The organism is Rhodococcus sp. NPDC003348 (assembly GCF_053589375.1).
In genome coordinates, this window is sequence record NZ_JBSFRT010000014.1 from 20,109 (window position 1) to 34,164 (window position 14,056).

Annotated in this window: 12 protein-coding genes; 6 read left to right on the forward strand and 6 right to left on the reverse strand. The window is 69.6% G+C overall.

Annotated elements, in window-relative coordinates; genetic code table 11:
* Positions 1 to 68: 68 nt before the first annotated feature.
* Positions 69 to 1,724: a class I adenylate-forming enzyme family protein gene (locus tag ACWDU4_RS11685; RefSeq protein WP_450114067.1), complete on the forward strand. Its 1,656-nt coding sequence runs from the start codon at positions 69 to 71 to the stop codon at positions 1,722 to 1,724.
* Between the two features lie 150 nt (positions 1,725 to 1,874).
* Here ACWDU4_RS11685 and ACWDU4_RS11690 read toward each other — a convergent pair whose 3' ends face one another.
* The 4 genes from ACWDU4_RS11690 to ACWDU4_RS11705 form a co-directional block, all read right to left on the reverse strand.
* Complete coding sequence (locus ACWDU4_RS11690; RefSeq protein ID WP_450114068.1) at positions 1,875 to 2,312, reverse strand: hypothetical protein; 438 nt, start codon at positions 2,310 to 2,312, stop codon at positions 1,875 to 1,877.
* Positions 2,313 to 2,438: 126 nt separating this feature from the next.
* Positions 2,439 to 3,017 (reverse strand): aminoacyl-tRNA hydrolase, encoded by a 579-nt coding sequence (pth, locus tag ACWDU4_RS11695; protein WP_450114069.1) that lies wholly within the window; start codon positions 3,015 to 3,017, stop codon positions 2,439 to 2,441.
* Positions 3,018 to 3,112: 95 nt separating this feature from the next.
* A complete protein-coding gene (locus ACWDU4_RS11700) occupies positions 3,113 to 3,748 on the reverse strand; it encodes a 50S ribosomal protein L25/general stress protein Ctc (RefSeq protein ID WP_450114070.1) in 636 nt (211 codons plus the stop codon).
* A 193-nt stretch (positions 3,749 to 3,941) separates the two neighbouring features.
* A complete protein-coding gene (locus tag ACWDU4_RS11705) occupies positions 3,942 to 5,219 on the reverse strand; it encodes a GAF domain-containing protein (protein ID WP_450114071.1) in 1,278 nt (425 codons plus the stop codon).
* 154 nt (positions 5,220 to 5,373) lie between these two features.
* Here ACWDU4_RS11705 and ACWDU4_RS11710 point away from each other — a divergent pair, with 154 nt between their 5' ends.
* Positions 5,374 to 7,227, forward strand: a complete 1,854-nt coding sequence (locus tag ACWDU4_RS11710; protein ID WP_450114072.1) for an NAD(P)-binding domain-containing protein — start codon at positions 5,374 to 5,376, stop codon at positions 7,225 to 7,227.
* A 58-nt stretch (positions 7,228 to 7,285) separates the two neighbouring features.
* Here the strand turns inward: ACWDU4_RS11710 and ACWDU4_RS11715 are convergent, their stop codons facing one another.
* Complete coding sequence (locus ACWDU4_RS11715; protein ID WP_450114073.1) at positions 7,286 to 8,362, reverse strand: CapA family protein; 1,077 nt, start codon at positions 8,360 to 8,362, stop codon at positions 7,286 to 7,288.
* A 52-nt stretch (positions 8,363 to 8,414) separates the two neighbouring features.
* On the reverse strand, positions 8,415 to 9,584 hold the full coding sequence (locus ACWDU4_RS11720; RefSeq protein WP_450114074.1) for an aminotransferase class V-fold PLP-dependent enzyme: 1,170 nt from the start codon (positions 9,582 to 9,584) through the stop codon (positions 8,415 to 8,417).
* Positions 9,585 to 9,744: 160 nt separating this feature from the next.
* Between ACWDU4_RS11720 and egtA the strand changes: the two genes are divergently transcribed.
* From egtA to egtD, 4 genes are read left to right on the forward strand one after another with little or no spacing between them, the layout of a single operon-like run.
* On the forward strand, positions 9,745 to 10,971 hold the full coding sequence (egtA, locus tag ACWDU4_RS11725; RefSeq protein WP_450114160.1) for an ergothioneine biosynthesis glutamate--cysteine ligase EgtA: 1,227 nt from the start codon (positions 9,745 to 9,747) through the stop codon (positions 10,969 to 10,971).
* Entirely contained in the window at positions 10,968 to 12,272 is a 1,305-nt protein-coding gene (gene egtB / locus ACWDU4_RS11730) for an ergothioneine biosynthesis protein EgtB (protein WP_450114075.1), read from the forward strand. The genes egtA and egtB overlap by 4 nt, the downstream gene beginning before the upstream one ends.
* On the forward strand, positions 12,265 to 13,035 hold the full coding sequence (gene egtC, locus ACWDU4_RS11735) for an ergothioneine biosynthesis protein EgtC (protein WP_450114076.1): 771 nt from the start codon (positions 12,265 to 12,267) through the stop codon (positions 13,033 to 13,035). The genes egtB and egtC overlap by 8 nt, the downstream gene beginning before the upstream one ends.
* Entirely contained in the window at positions 13,032 to 14,006 is a 975-nt protein-coding gene (egtD, locus tag ACWDU4_RS11740; RefSeq protein WP_450114077.1) for an L-histidine N(alpha)-methyltransferase, read from the forward strand. The genes egtC and egtD overlap by 4 nt, the downstream gene beginning before the upstream one ends.
* The last annotated feature ends 50 nt before the right edge of the window (positions 14,007 to 14,056 follow it).

Here is a 14,056-nt window from a genome sequence, read left to right on the forward strand (position 1 = left end):
CGGTAGCGTGGGTCCGATCGCGCCGGGACCGGCGGCCGGACGGACGAGTGACGGAGTTTGGGGGTCGGGTGAGCGCATACGACGACCGGCCGTGGCTCGCACACTACGGTGATCGGCCGTCGCATCTGCGCGTCGAATACGGTACCGCGATGGACATGTTCGACGCGGCGGTCGCGGCGGCCTCGGACGATCCGGCCGTGCAGTACTTCGATGGCACGATCTCATGGGCTGAACTGGATCGGGCGTCGGATGCGCTCGCCGCGCTGCTCGCGGCGCGCGGGTTCCGGCCCGGGGACCGGTGTGCGCTGTACGTGCAGAACGACCCGGCGTTCGTGATCGGATTGGTCGCCGCCTGGAAGGTCGGGGGTGTTCCGGTCGCAATCAGCCCGATGAGCAAGGCCGGCGAACTCGAGTGGTTCCTGCGCCGTTACCGGCCCACGGCATTGCTGGCGCTCGACGACCTGCACGTCGAGGTGGTCCGCCCGGTCCTGGCAACCGATCCCGACCTCGCGGTCCCCGTCGTGGTCACGGTGTCCGGGCTGGACGGCCAGTCCCGCACCGACCCGCGAGTGTTCGCGGGCGTCGAGCGGCTCCGGCCACCCGACACGATCGACCTCGCCGCGCTGATCGCCGGGCACGACGGCGCGGTCGTGCAGCGGCGTCCGGTCGGACCCGGCGATGTGGCCGTGTTGCTGGGCACTTCGGGAACGACGGGGTTCCCGAAGGGCGCGCGGATCAGCCACGCGAACCTGACGTTCAGCACCCAGATGTACCGCGCCTGGACGGGAGTGGGTCCGGGGGAACCGATCCTGGCGCTGGCACCGGTGTTCCACGTGACCGGCCTCGTCGGTGCCGTCACGCTCGCGATGCTGCTGAGATCGCCTGTCGTGCTGACCCATCGCATTCATCCGGGGGTGATCGCCGACGCGATCCGGGAACATCGCCCCGTATTCGCGGTCGCGGCGATCACCGCCTACATCGCGCTCGCCGACGAATCCGACATCACCGCGGCCGAGATGACGTCACTCCGGCTGCGCTATTCGGGCGGCGCGCCGGTCGATCCCGTCGTCGCGGACCGGCTCGAGGCCGCGCTCGGTGGCTACATCCGCAACGTGTACGGACAGACCGAGACGACGTCGCCGACGCACATCGTGCCGCCCGAGTCGCGTGCACCCGTCGATCCGGAGACCGGGGTGCTGTCGGTCGGGGTGCCGGTGTCGAACACCATGGTCCGGGTTGTCGACGACGACGGTCGCGATCTCCCCGTCGGTGAGATCGGCGAGCTGGTCACGAGCGGTCCGCAGGTGATCGGTTCGTACTGGGACGACCCGGAGGCGACCGCGGCGGCGCTGACCGGTGGCGAGTTGCGTACCGGCGACATCGGGTTCATGGACGCCGACGGCTGGTTCTACGTCGTCGACCGCAGCAAGGACGTCATCAACGCCGCCGGATACAAGATCTGGCCGCACGAGGTCGAGTTGGTGCTCGCGGGGCATCCCGACGTTGCGGAGGCCGCGGTCGTCGGTATCCCCGACGACTACCGGGGCGAGTCGGCCAAGGCCTTCGTCGTGACGCGCCCCGGGAGCACGGTCACCGAGGGCGACCTCGTCGACTATTGCCGGGAGCGGTTGGCGGCCTACAAGTACCCGCGCGAAGTGGAGCTGGTCGGAGCCCTGCCCCGGTCGGCGACGGGGAAGCTGTTGCGGCGCAAGCTGCGTGGATGAGCACACCTGCAACGGTGCCCGCGTAGGTGATTGGAGCTGCGAGAAGGGCTGTGGGAGCGCTCGTCGCCCGCCCTCGAGCACTCGGCGGGCGCAGCGGGCGAGGTGCGGTGTGGCTCGGATTCGTGCCGAGGAACGTGACGAGCCGAGCGATCACGAGGTGGCGCAGGCGTCGCTGACGGGAACCTCGGCGGACCAGCGGTTGGACGCGATGTCGCGCGCCCGGACGTAGGCGTCGGTGTTTCCGTCGCAGTCGTCGAGCACCGAGGACTCGTAGCTGAATGCGCCGGCGACGAATCCGGGCAGGGTCTGGGTCGTCGTGGTGAACGTGGAGGCCGTGCCGTCGGACCGCCGGACGGCGAGGTCGACCGGGCTCTTTACGGTGAAATGGTCGCCGTTGATCCTCACCCGGGCGACGCCGTCACCCACCGGGGCACAGACGCCGTCGCCGCACACGATGGACTGTCGATAGGTGGTCAGCCAGATCGCGGGGACGTCGGGTCCCTGGTTCTGGGCGGTCGCGGCCGGTGCGACCGCGAACTGGGGCAGCGCGAGGACCGCCCCGATTGCGAGAGGCGCGAAGAGTTTCATGACGTGTCCCTTCCTCGTGGGTGGTGTCCCTGGCCTCGGGAGTTGTCCCGAGTCGTGGGGCGAAGGAACTTCATCGTCCGGCCCACCGAGGAGCGGCACACGCGTAGTCGGCTACGCGATCAGGTGTCAGTGCAGCTGGTTCTGCGCCGCCTCCAGTCCGACGCGCAGCAGCAGTTCGACGGCGTCGGCGGCCTCCTCGCGGACGAGGTCCAGTTCCTTGCGCTCCACCGACGAGAACGGCTTGAGCACGTAGTCGGCGGGGTCCATGCGGCCGGGCGGGCGTCCGATGCCGACGCGGGTGCGCAGGTAGTCCTTGGTGCCGAGGGCCTGCGAGATGGACCGCAGGCCGTTGTGGCCGCCTTCTCCGCCCCCGAGTTTCAGGCGCAGGGTGCCGAAATCGAGGTCGAGTTCGTCGTGCACGACGACGATGTTGCCGGGGTCGACGGAGAAGAAGCGGGCGAGCGCGGCGACCGGCTTACCGGACAGGTTCATGTACGACCGGGGCTTCGCGAGGATCACCTGACGGCCCGCGATGCGGACGGTGACGGCGTCGGCGCCGGACTTCTTGTGGACGCCGAAGCGGGACCGCTCCCGGTCCGCCAGGGTCTCGACGACCATGAATCCGATGTTGTGCCGGGTCTTCTCGTACTGGGGTCCGGGGTTGCCCAGCCCGACGACGAGTGCGGTGTCGTTCGGCTCGCTCAACGCTCAAGTTCCTGTCCTGATGAAACGCGACGACGCGCCGCCCGGAGTGGGCGACGCGTCGTCGACGTCAACTGATGTGTTCCGAGGTTGGGAGACTAAGCCTCCGACTCGCCCTCGGCAGCGGCCTCGGCGGGAGCCGCGGCGCCCTCCTCGCCTGCACCCTCGCCCTCGAGGGACTCGGCGGACGGGGCCTCGACGATGTTGACGAGCAGCAGCTCGGCGTCGTCCTGCAGGGCCGCACCGGCGGGCAGCTCGACGCCGCCGGCCAGGATCTGGGTGCCGGCCTCGGCGCCCTCGATGGAGATCTCGATCTGCTCGGGGATGTGCAGGGCCTCGGCCTCGAGCTTGATGGTGGTGACGTCCTGGGTGACCAGGGCGCCGGAAGCGGCCTCACCGGTGAGGACGACGGGAACCTCGACGGTGACCTTCTCGCCCTTCTTCACGACGAGCAGGTCGGCGTGCTCGATGTGGCGGCGGATCGGGTGCACGACGACCGACTTGGTCAGCGCGAGCTGCTCGGTGCCCTCGATGTCCAGGGTGACGACGGCGTTGGTGCCGTGCGCGCGCAGGATGGCGGCGAACTCACGGGCGTTCACGCTCAGGTGCTGCGGCTCGGTGCCGTGGCCGTACAGCACGGCGGGAACGTTGCCGTCGCGGCGGGCACGGCGGGCAGCACCCTTGCCGAACTCGGTGCGGACGGCGGCCTTGAGGTTGTTGACGTCGGTCGACATGGGGAATGGCTCCTACGGATCACATCAGAATTTGCTTGGGGTGCCGGCTCGACGGGGGCAGACGGACGCGCACGGCCCCGGAGCACTGCTCGAAGGAGTAGCCATGGCCGCGTCGATCACGGTGAGCCTGCGCATGCGGGTTCACCCTCGCCGAGACAACGCAGGACAGCATACCCGACGAGGGGAATGCCCGCTATCCACCGGTGAGCGCACGGATGCCGGGACTGGTGGACTGCAGGACGAATGCGCAGTCCGCGAGGCGTTCCGCGTCCCCGAGGACCAGTCGCAACTGCACGGAGTCTGCGAGCCGGTACGGACGGCCGTCGACCACGGATCCGAGTGCGCGGCGCAGTCGGGAGATCTCCGCTCGCACCGCGACCGCGTGGTCCGGGTCGCCGTAGATGCCGGAGCTCAGTTCGGTGACGGACAGACCCCGAGGGCCGCTGTGGTGCAGCAGCAGCAGGATCTCCGCGTGACGTCGCGGCAGAGGGGCGCGCCAGGTGGACTCGGAGCCGGTCACGACCACGACCGGCGGTCCGGACAGGTCGAGTTCCATCGCGATGCGGGTGCCGGGGCCGTCCGGTCGCACCAGCCAGCCGTCGCCGATGCGTTCGGGGGTACACACGCCCAGGCCGGGGACGGTCAGGGTGCGGTCGGTCCGGGGTGCGGCGATCCGTTTGGTGGCCGCGACTCCGGAGGATTGCGCGACCCAGCCGTGCTCGTCGACGAGGAGGACGGGCCCGGACGTCGACGCCAGCAGTGGCGCGGCCACCGAACGCAGGCGTTCCAGGTTCGACTGGTGGTGCCGCCACAGTTGTGCTTCCGCCAGTCGCACGGCGGTCTCGACGAGGGCGGTGACGGCGGGGTGCAGCGTCAGTGCGGGACCGCTGACGTCGACGACACCGAGCAGTTCGCCTGTGCGAGGGTCGTGGATCGGGGCGGCGGTGCAGTACCAGGGATGCTGGGACTGCTCGAAGTGTTCCCCTGAGAACAGTTGCACCGGAGCGGCTTCCGTCAGTGCAGTGCCGATCGCGTTGGTGCCGACGGTGGTCTCGGTCCAGTCGGCGCCCTCCCGGAACCCGAGTGAGTCGGCGCGACTGCGCACCTTCGCCGAACCCGAGCGCCAGAGGATGACGCCGTCGGCGTCGGCCACGACCATGAGCATGTGCGATACCTCGGCGACCGTGGAGATCACCTGGTCCAGATCGGCGATCACCTCTGCCAACGCGGAGCGCCTACGGCGCCCTTCGATCTCGTCGAGGGGGAGTAGCGAGCGGGTGTTGGCGCCGTCCGGGGCGAGTCCGGAGCCGAGAACCCGACTCCACGACCGCTGCACCACCGCGCGTGGTTGCAGCGCGGAGCGGCCCCCGCCGATCACCGCCTCGTGCATGCGGACCAGGTCACGGGCGTACCGGGACAGGTCCGTACCCGGCTCGATCGCCCCGTAACCCGTGGCACTGAAATTGCCCACGACCTCCACTTTCGTTGCTGGTCCCGCGAGCATAGGCCGTGCTGTGGCGGGTGTCACAGTCCCCGGCCGTGTGATGCAACGCGCTGCAACGCTTGTTGCCCGGCCCGGGACGCGGTGTGCTCTGCATCACACGGCAAACGGAAGGGATTGCGCCATGACTCAGACACTCGAACCGGTCACGAGCGAAGCGGCGGGGAGCGTGGTGGCGACTCGATACGGCACCGGTACCCCCCAGCAGCGGGTCGACGCCTGGCTGGCGGCGTTCGAGTCCGCGCTCGCGGCCCGCGATGTCGATGCCGCGGCCGGTCTCTTCGCCACCGACAGCTTCTGGCGTGACCTGGTCTCGTTCACGTGGAACATCACGACGGTCGAGGGCCGGGACGGCGTCACGGACATGCTCCGCGATCGCCTCGACGACACCGACCCGTCCGGTTTCCACACGATCGAGGTGCCGACCGAGGCGGACGGTGTGGTGACCGCGTGGATCGCGTTCGAGACCGCAACCGGGCGCGGCGAGGGCCACCTGCGACTCGGCGACGAGGGGGCGTGGACGCTGCTGACCACGCTTCAGGAGCTCAAGGGCCACGAGGAGGGGCTGGGCGTGCGCCGGCCGAAGGGTGCCGAGCACGGCGCCGACCGGGACCGGGTGACCTGGTCCGAGCGACGGGAGATCGAGGAACGCGAGCTCGGGTACACGACCCAGCCGTACGTGGTGATCGTCGGCGGTGGTCAGGGCGGCATCGCTCTCGGCGCCCGCATGCGTCAGCTCGGGGTGCCGACCCTGGTGCTGGACAAGCACGACCGTCCCGGCGACCAGTGGCGGGGGCGCTACAAGTCGCTGTGCCTGCACGACCCGGTCTGGTACGACCACCTTCCGTACCTGCCGTTCCCCGCCAACTGGCCGGTGTTCGCGCCGAAGGACAAGATCGGCGACTGGCTCGAGATGTACACGAAGGTGATGGAGGTGCCGTACTGGTCCAAGACCAGCTGCACGTCCGCGTCCTACGACGAGAAGCTCGGGGTGTGGACGGTCGAGGTGGAGCGGGACGGTGAGCCGATCACGTTGCGGCCCAGGCAGCTGGTGCTGGCGACCGGCATGTCCGGCAAGGCAAACGTGCCGTCCTTCCCCGGCATGGAGAAGTTCACGGGCGACCAGCACCACTCCAGCGCGCATCCCGGCCCGGACGCCTACGCGGGCAAGAAGGCCGTGGTGATCGGCGCCAACAACTCCGCCCACGACATCTGCGGCGCACTGTGGGAGCACGGCGCGGATGTGACGATGGTGCAGCGGTCCTCGACGCACATCGTCAAGTCCGATTCGCTGATGGAACTCGGGCTCGGCGACCTCTACTCCGAGAGGGCCCTGGCTGCCGGAATGACCACGCACAAGGCGGATCTGACGTTCGCGTCGATGCCGTACCGGATCATGCACGAGTTCCAGATCCCCGTCTACGACGCGATCCGGCAGCGGGACAAGGACTTCTACGACCGTCTCGAGTCGGTCGGCTTCGAACACGACTGGGGGGACGACGGGTCCGGCCTGTTCATGAAGTACCTGCGCCGCGGGTCGGGCTACTACATCGACGTCGGCGCCGCCGAGCTGGTCGCGAACGGCGACATCAAGCTCGCACACGGCAACGTTCGTGAACTCACCGAGACGTCCGTGATCCTCGAGGACGGTACCGAACTCGAAGCGGACGTGGTGGTCTACGCGACCGGCTACGGATCGATGAACGGCTGGGCCGCCGACCTGATGGGCCAGGAGATCGCCGACAGGGTCGGCAAGTGCTGGGGCCTCGGGTCGGACACCACCAAGGATCCGGGGCCGTGGGAGGGCGAGCAGCGCAACATGTGGAAGCCCACCCAGCAGGAGGCGCTCTGGTTCCACGGCGGCAACCTGCACCAGTCCCGGCACTACTCGCTGTACCTGGCCCTCCAGCTCAAGGCCCGCTACGAGGGGATCCCGACCCCGGTCTACGGGATGCAGGAAGTCCACCACCTGAGCTGACCCGCTTTCCGCGTCGAGCCCGGGGCACGGGCGCGGATCGAAACATACCGACGAGCCGTCACGGGGTGATCCACACCCCGTGACGGCTCGCGTCGCCCACCCCGAGAGTCTCCCTCAACCACCGAGCCTCCTCCCGGGTTGCGTGCTCGAGCCGCATGCGCCGGGCCCGCACCGGCACCATCCGCAGCTCCCGCAGTTCCCGCGTGTCCGCGGCGAAGACCGGCAGGTACAGCAGCCGCAGATCGTCCCGGAACCGCTCGTACCCGCCGATGCCCTCATAGTCGTTGATCAGGTCACCGCAGCCGTACAGCACCGGGCGCCCGTGATGAATCTCGACCGGCCGCGGGTGGTGCGACGAGTGGCCGTACACGACGTCGACACCGCCGTCGACGAGTCGGTGCGCGAACCGAACCTGGTCGCCGGGAACGTCGTATCCCCAGTTCGATCCCCAGTGAACCGAGACAACCACGAGGTCGGCGGGGCCACGGATCGCGTCGATCCGGTCGAGCACATGGGCAGCGGTCGCGTCCGACAGGTTCGGCAGCATTGCCACCCCGGGACGCCCCGGAGCGGCCGCGGACCGGCGGGAGATTCCGCTGGACGCCGATCCCGTCGACCACACCAGGACCCGACCCGAACCAACAGGGATCGTCGCCGGCGCCCACGCGCGGCGGTCGTCGCGGCCGGCGCCTGCGGGCCGCAGACCCGCGGACTCCAGCACGTCCACGGTCTCGAGCAGTCCGCGCCTGCCGAAGTCGAGGACGTGATTGTTCGCCAACGCGCACACGTCGATCCTCGCGATGTCGAGCACCCCGATGTTCTCCGGGTGCATCCGATAGTGAATGCCCTTGCCCGGCGCGTAGTTCCGCGACGTGGTGACCGATGTCTCGAGGTTGACGATCCGTGCGTCCGGCTCGGCGCCGTCGAGCACGGACAGCGCGACACCCCATGGGTGGTCGAATCCGACCGGGTGTGGGATCGGACCGTTCCTCCGTTCGGCCAGTGCGACGTAGTCTCGGGCGTCCCGCACCAGTCCTTCGCGCAGCTGTGGGTTGCCCGGATGCGGCAGGATCTGATCGACACCCCGTCCGGTCATCACGTCCCCGGCGAGGAACAGAGTCACCGTGCTCGGCACACCTCAACGCTAGCGTCCGGAGCACGGGACGGAGAGTGTGGATCGTGGCCGGTCACAGTCCCGCGACCGCCGCGACCAGGCGCTCGAGGTCGTCGAAGGTGTTGAAGTAGTGCGGGGACGCGCGCAGCACGCCCTCGAGCCCCCGGCGGGTCATGTCGACGAACGTCGAACCGCGGCCGCTCACCGTGACGGTGATCTTCCTGTCCGCCAGCGCTTCTCGTGCGCTGTTGGGGTCGAGGTCGTCGACGGTGAACGAGACGATGCCGGTGCGGTGACCGCCGAGGTCGCGAACGGTGACCCCGGGCAGTGCCGCGAGCTCGGTGCGGGCGAACTCCGCTCTCGCCGACACCGCGGCCTCGACCTCGTCGACCCCGAGGTCGAGGAGGTAGCGGACCGCGGCACCGAGACCGAGGCGGCCCGCGACCGAGCATTCCCAGAACTCGAATCGGGAGGCGTCCGGCGCGAGCCGGTACCCGGATTCCTCCGCCCACTGTGCGCCGTGCAGGTCGAGGGTTGCAGGTTCCATCGTCCGGGCCAGTTCGGGGCGCAGGTAGAGGAAGCCGGTGCCGCGGGGAGCTCGCAACCACTTGCGCCCGGTGGCGGACAGGGCGTCGACGCCCAGGTCGTGGACGTCGATCGGCACCTGCCCGACCGACTGGCAGGCGTCGAGCAGCACCAGCGCGCCGACCCCGTGTGCGAGGTCGACCACCTCCCGTACGGGGTTGAGCAGCCCGCCGTTGGTCGGGGCGTGCACCAGTGAGACGATCCGCACCCGTTCGTCGAGCATCCGGTGGAGGGCGTCGAGGTCGATCTCGCCGGCAGGCGTGGACGGCACCACTTCGACGATCGCCCCGGTCGACCGGGCGCGTTGCAGCGCGGCGATGGCGTTGCTCGCGTACTCGACCTCGGTGATCAGGATCCGGTCACCGGCCGACAGGGGGACCGCGTAGAAGAAGTCGGCCCAGGCGCGGGTGGCGCTCTCGACCAGCGCCAGGTCGGTGGGCTGGGCGCCGAGAAGTTGCGCCAGCGCGACCTTGACCTCGGCCAGGTCGTCGGCGCGTTCCGCCGCCGCGAGGTAGCCGCCGATCTCGGCCTCCCGGCGCAGGTGGGCAATCACCTCGTCCAGGACCGGTGCGGGTGGCAGCGACGATCCGGCACTGTCGAGGAAGACGCGATCCACGCAGCCGGGTGTGTCGGCTCGGACACGGTCCTGATCGAGCATCGGGTCCTCCCGCGGTGGTCGACGGCTGGCGTCGACGCTACCCGGGCGTCGGCTTCCGCACGGGTGACACGGACGGCGGAACCGGTCTACCCTCGGTCACGTTCTGTGATCCGTACATGCCGCACGAGTGCCGTCCGAGGATCGGAGCACGGCGATGACCATGGCCACACACACGGGATCGGCCCGGCTCACCACCAGGGCCGCGGCGGAGGCGTACGTCGGTGGGGTCTGTTTCAAACTCGGCCCGCCCGCGCTGATCGGCGCCGAACTGGAATGGCTGACCTTCGCCCGCGACGGCGGGCGCCCGAGCCTCTCGGATTTCACGGACGCACTCGGATCACACGCGCCGACCACGATCGACCCCACCTCGCCGGCCGACCCGCTGCCCGGTGGCAGTCGCGTCACCCTCGAGCCCGGCGGACAGATCGAACTCTCCAGTCCGCCATTGACCACGGTCGACGACCTGTGCAGCGGGCTCGGATCGGACACCGAGCACCTGCGCCTACTGCTCGCCCGCGCCGGGATCACCACGTGCGATGCGGCCGCGGACGTCGACCGCCCGGCCGAGCGGATCCTCCCCGCACCGAGATATGCGGCGATGCAGAGGCGTTTCGACCGGATCGGTCCGTTCGGGCGGTTGATGATGTGCAACACCACCGCCACCCAGGTCAGTGTCGATGCCGGCACCGACACCGGCGAGGTCGCGGCCCGCTGGACGGCGTTGTACGCGGTCGGTCCGGCGCTGCTGGCAGCGTTTGCGTGTTCGCCCCGGCTGCGGGGCATCCCGGCCGGGACGTGGTCTTCGCAGCGGATGCGGTCGTGGCTCGAACTCGATCGCGGACGTACCGATCCGCCGCCGCTGGCCGATCCGATCGACGATTACGCGCGCTGGGCGTTGGATGCACCACTGCTGTGCGTCCGCGGCGGGTCCGAGGACCGGCCGGACGACTGGTCGGTCGCAGGGGACGCGAGTTTCGCGGATTGGCTTTCCGGCGAACTTGATTCGGAGATCGGTCGGCGACCCGGCCGGGACGACCTGGACTACCACCTGACCACCCTCTTCCCGCCCGTCCGCGCCGCGGGTCACCTGGAGGTCCGGTATCTCGACGCGCAGCCGGGCGGGTCGTGGCGGGTTCCGATCGCGGCGATCGGCGCGCTGCTCGGCGACCCGGCGACGATCGCGGAGGCGACCGCGCTGGCAGCGGGCACCGCGGGACGCTGGCGCGACGCCGCCGAATGTGGCCTGCGGGACTACGAATTACGTGCCGCCGCAGCAGATCTGCTCGACCTCGCGGCGTCCGGATCCGCATGCTACGCCGACGACCTCGGCCTCGCCTCCCGGCGATGTCGTCGGGGCCGCACCGTCGCCGAGGACACGGACCGATGAGCGAGGCGACCCGCGAGATCCTCGCGGCGCACCTGACCCGGGCGCGTGACCGCAGTCGCGCGTTGACCGACTCGGTCGACGACTTCGATCTGGTCGCGCAGCACTCGCCGCTGATGTCACCACTGGTGTGGGACCTGGCACACATCGGCAACCAGGAGGAGTTGTGGCTGGTGCGCGACGTCGGTGGACGCGAGCCGGTGCGCAACGACATCGACGACCTGTACGACGCGTTCCGGCATACACGATCCACGAGACCTGCTCTGCCGCTGTTGAATCCGAGTGAGGCGCGGCGGTATGTGGCGCAGGTGCGGGAGAAGTCCTGGGAGGTCCTGGATCGCTCGACGCTGCGGGGCAGGCGACTCGAACAGGACGGGTTCGCGTTCGCGATGATCGCCCAGCACGAGCAGCAGCACGACGAGACGATGCTCGCCACCCACCAGTTGCGCAGCGGTCCGCCGGTGCTGACCGCGCCCGTCGCGCCGGGACGGGCCGTGGCGCTCCCGGAGGAGGTGGTGGTGCCCGGCGGCGGGTTCGAGATGGGCACGTCGACCGACCCGTGGGCGCTGGACAACGAGCGTCCCGCACACCGGGTGACGACGGCGTCCTTCGCGATCGACACCGCGCCGGTGACCAACGGCCGGTACCTGGAGTTCGTCGCGGACGGTGGCTACGAACGACCCGAGCTGTGGAGCGAGCGCGGCTGGTCGCACCGGCAGTCGGCGGGGCTGGAGGCGCCGCAGTTCTGGGAGCAGGACTCGTCCGGCACGTGGTGGCGTCGGGCGTTCGGGGTGATGACTCCGCTGAACCCGCTGCAACCGGTGGTGCACGTGTGCTTCTTCGAGGCGCAGGCGTTCGCGCGGTGGGCGGGCCGGCGCCTGCCCACCGAGGTGGAATGGGAGCGGGCGGCCCGGTGGGATCCGGCGACGCAGCAGTCGCGGCGGTTTCCGTGGGGCGATTCGGAACCCGCCGAGGCGAACGCGAATCTGGGGCAGCGGCACCTCGAACCGGCCGAGGTCGGCGCCTACCCGGCCGGGGCGTCTCCGCTCGGCGTCCATCAGCTGATCGGCGACGTGTGGGAGTGGACGAGCTCGGATTTTCTTCCGTACCCGGGGTTTTCGGCCTTCCCGTACCGGGAGTACTCGGAGGTGTTCTTCGGCGGCGACTACAAGGTGCTGCGCGGAGGATCGTTCGGCACCGACCCGGTGGCGTGCCGGGGGACCTTCCGGAACTGGGATCACCCGATCCGCAGGCAGATCTTCGCCGGGTTCCGCTGCGCACGAGACGTCACCGCGGATGTGTAGGCACATCGCGTACCTGGGCCCACGGCGGTCCGTCGGCGATGTTCTCACCGCGGGGTCGCACAGCCTCGTGACGCAGTCGTGGGCGCCGACCGACATGCGCGGCGGCGGCACGATCAACGCCGATGGATTCGGTGTCGCGTGGTGGCCGGAGGGTGGCCCGGGCGCGACCGCGTATCGAAACGCGAGGCCGATCTGGTCGGACCCCGCGGTCGTCGGTGTCCTGACCCAGGTCGCGTCGTCGGGCGTGATGGGAGCCGTCAGGTCTGCGACGGAGGGTATGCCCATCGTCGCCGAGGCGTGTGCGCCGTTCACCCACGAGCGGTGGGCGTTCAGCCACAACGGAAGAATCGATGACTGGCCGGATTCGGTTGCTGCCCTTGCCGAGTGGCTCCCCGCGGTGGAGCTGCTCAGGATGCCCGCGCTGACGGACTCGGCATTGCTGTGGACGCTGGTGCGCCGGCGACTCGCCGTGTCGGCGCCGGCCGACGCGCTGCGTGAGGTGGTCGCGGAGGTGCTGGAGGCGGCACCGCGGTCGCGGCTGAACCTGTTGCTCAGCGACGGCGTCGGGGTGTGGGCGACCGCGGTCGATCATGCGCTGTCGGTCCGGGTGGAGGAAGCGAGCGTGTTGGTGGCCTCGGAGCCGATCGACGACCACGACGGTTGGGTGACGGTGCCGGACCTGCACGCCGTGGAGGCCCGGCCCGGGCATCTGCGGATCACGGAACTGGCCACGGTGGGCAGGGAAGGGGAGAAACGGTCATGATCGAACCGACGATCGAGGTACACCTGTCGCCGGAACAGCTGGACGAGAACCTGCGAGTCGATGCCCGGATCGGGCTGACCTCGGTGCCGAAGTGGCTGCCGCCGAAATGGTTCTACGACGCCCGCGGCAGCCGGCTGTTCGAGCAGATCACCCGGCTGCCCGAGTACTACCCGACCCGGACCGAGCGGGAACTGCTGAGAGCCAGTGCCGGGCACATTGCCGAGGCGACGTCGGCCGAGATCCTGGTCGAATTGGGTTCCGGGTCGTCGGAGAAGACTCGGCTGCTGCTCGATGCCCTCGCTGCCCGGGGGACGCTGGAAAGGTACGTGCCGCAGGACGTGTCGGTGGCCGCACTGGATTCCTCGGTGCACGATCTGGCCCGGGAGTTTCCGTCGTTGACGGTGCACGGGATCGTCAGCGACTTCACCGACACCCTGCACAACCTTCCGCGCGGCGGGCGGCGGATGATCGCGTTTCTCGGTGGGACGCTGGGGAATCTGGTGCCTGACGACCGGGCGGAGTTCCTGGGGTCCGTCGCCGAGGTGCTCGAGGAGGGGGAGCAGTTGCTGCTCGGTGTCGGTCTGGTGACCGATCCTTCGGTCATGGTGCCGGCGTACGACGACGCGGCCGGGGTGACTGCGGAATTCAACCTGAACGTGCTGTCGGTGCTGAACGAGCGACTGGGAGCGAACTTCGACCTGTCGAGGTTCCGGCATGTGGCCCTGTGGGATTCACGCAACGAGTGGATCGAGATGCGGGTGGAGGCGGTCGAACCGGTCAAGGTTCGGATTCCGGCGCTCGACCTTCACGTGACCTTCGCGGAGGGGGAGCAGATGCGGACCGAGATCTCCGCGAAGTTCCGGGTCGAGGGCATCTGCAAGGAGCTCGACGCCGCGGGTTTCGGCAGCGATCGGGTGTGGACCGATTCCGGGGAGCGCTTCGCGCTCATCCTCGCCGACCGAGTGGGGTGAGACGCCGAAACCGGATCCGTCAACATTGAGGGGGGCGACGACGGATCCGG

Coding starts and splice junctions, on each gene's coding strand:
- ACWDU4_RS11690 (WP_450114068.1), bottom strand. CDS start 2,312: ATGAAACTCTTCGCGCCTCTCGCAATCGGGGCGGTCCTCGCGCTGCCC.
- ACWDU4_RS11700 (WP_450114070.1), bottom strand. CDS start 3,748: ATGTCGACCGACGTCAACAACCTCAAGGCCGCCGTCCGCACCGAGTTC.
- ACWDU4_RS11710 (WP_450114072.1), top strand. CDS start 5,374: ATGACTCAGACACTCGAACCGGTCACGAGCGAAGCGGCGGGGAGCGTG.
- ACWDU4_RS11720 (WP_450114074.1), bottom strand. CDS start 9,584: ATGCTCGATCAGGACCGTGTCCGAGCCGACACACCCGGCTGCGTGGAT.
- egtA (WP_450114160.1), top strand. CDS start 9,745: ATGGCCACACACACGGGATCGGCCCGGCTCACCACCAGGGCCGCGGCG.
- egtB (WP_450114075.1), top strand. CDS start 10,968: ATGAGCGAGGCGACCCGCGAGATCCTCGCGGCGCACCTGACCCGGGCG.
- egtC (WP_450114076.1), top strand. CDS start 12,265: ATGTGTAGGCACATCGCGTACCTGGGCCCACGGCGGTCCGTCGGCGAT.
- egtD (WP_450114077.1), top strand. CDS start 13,032: ATGATCGAACCGACGATCGAGGTACACCTGTCGCCGGAACAGCTGGAC.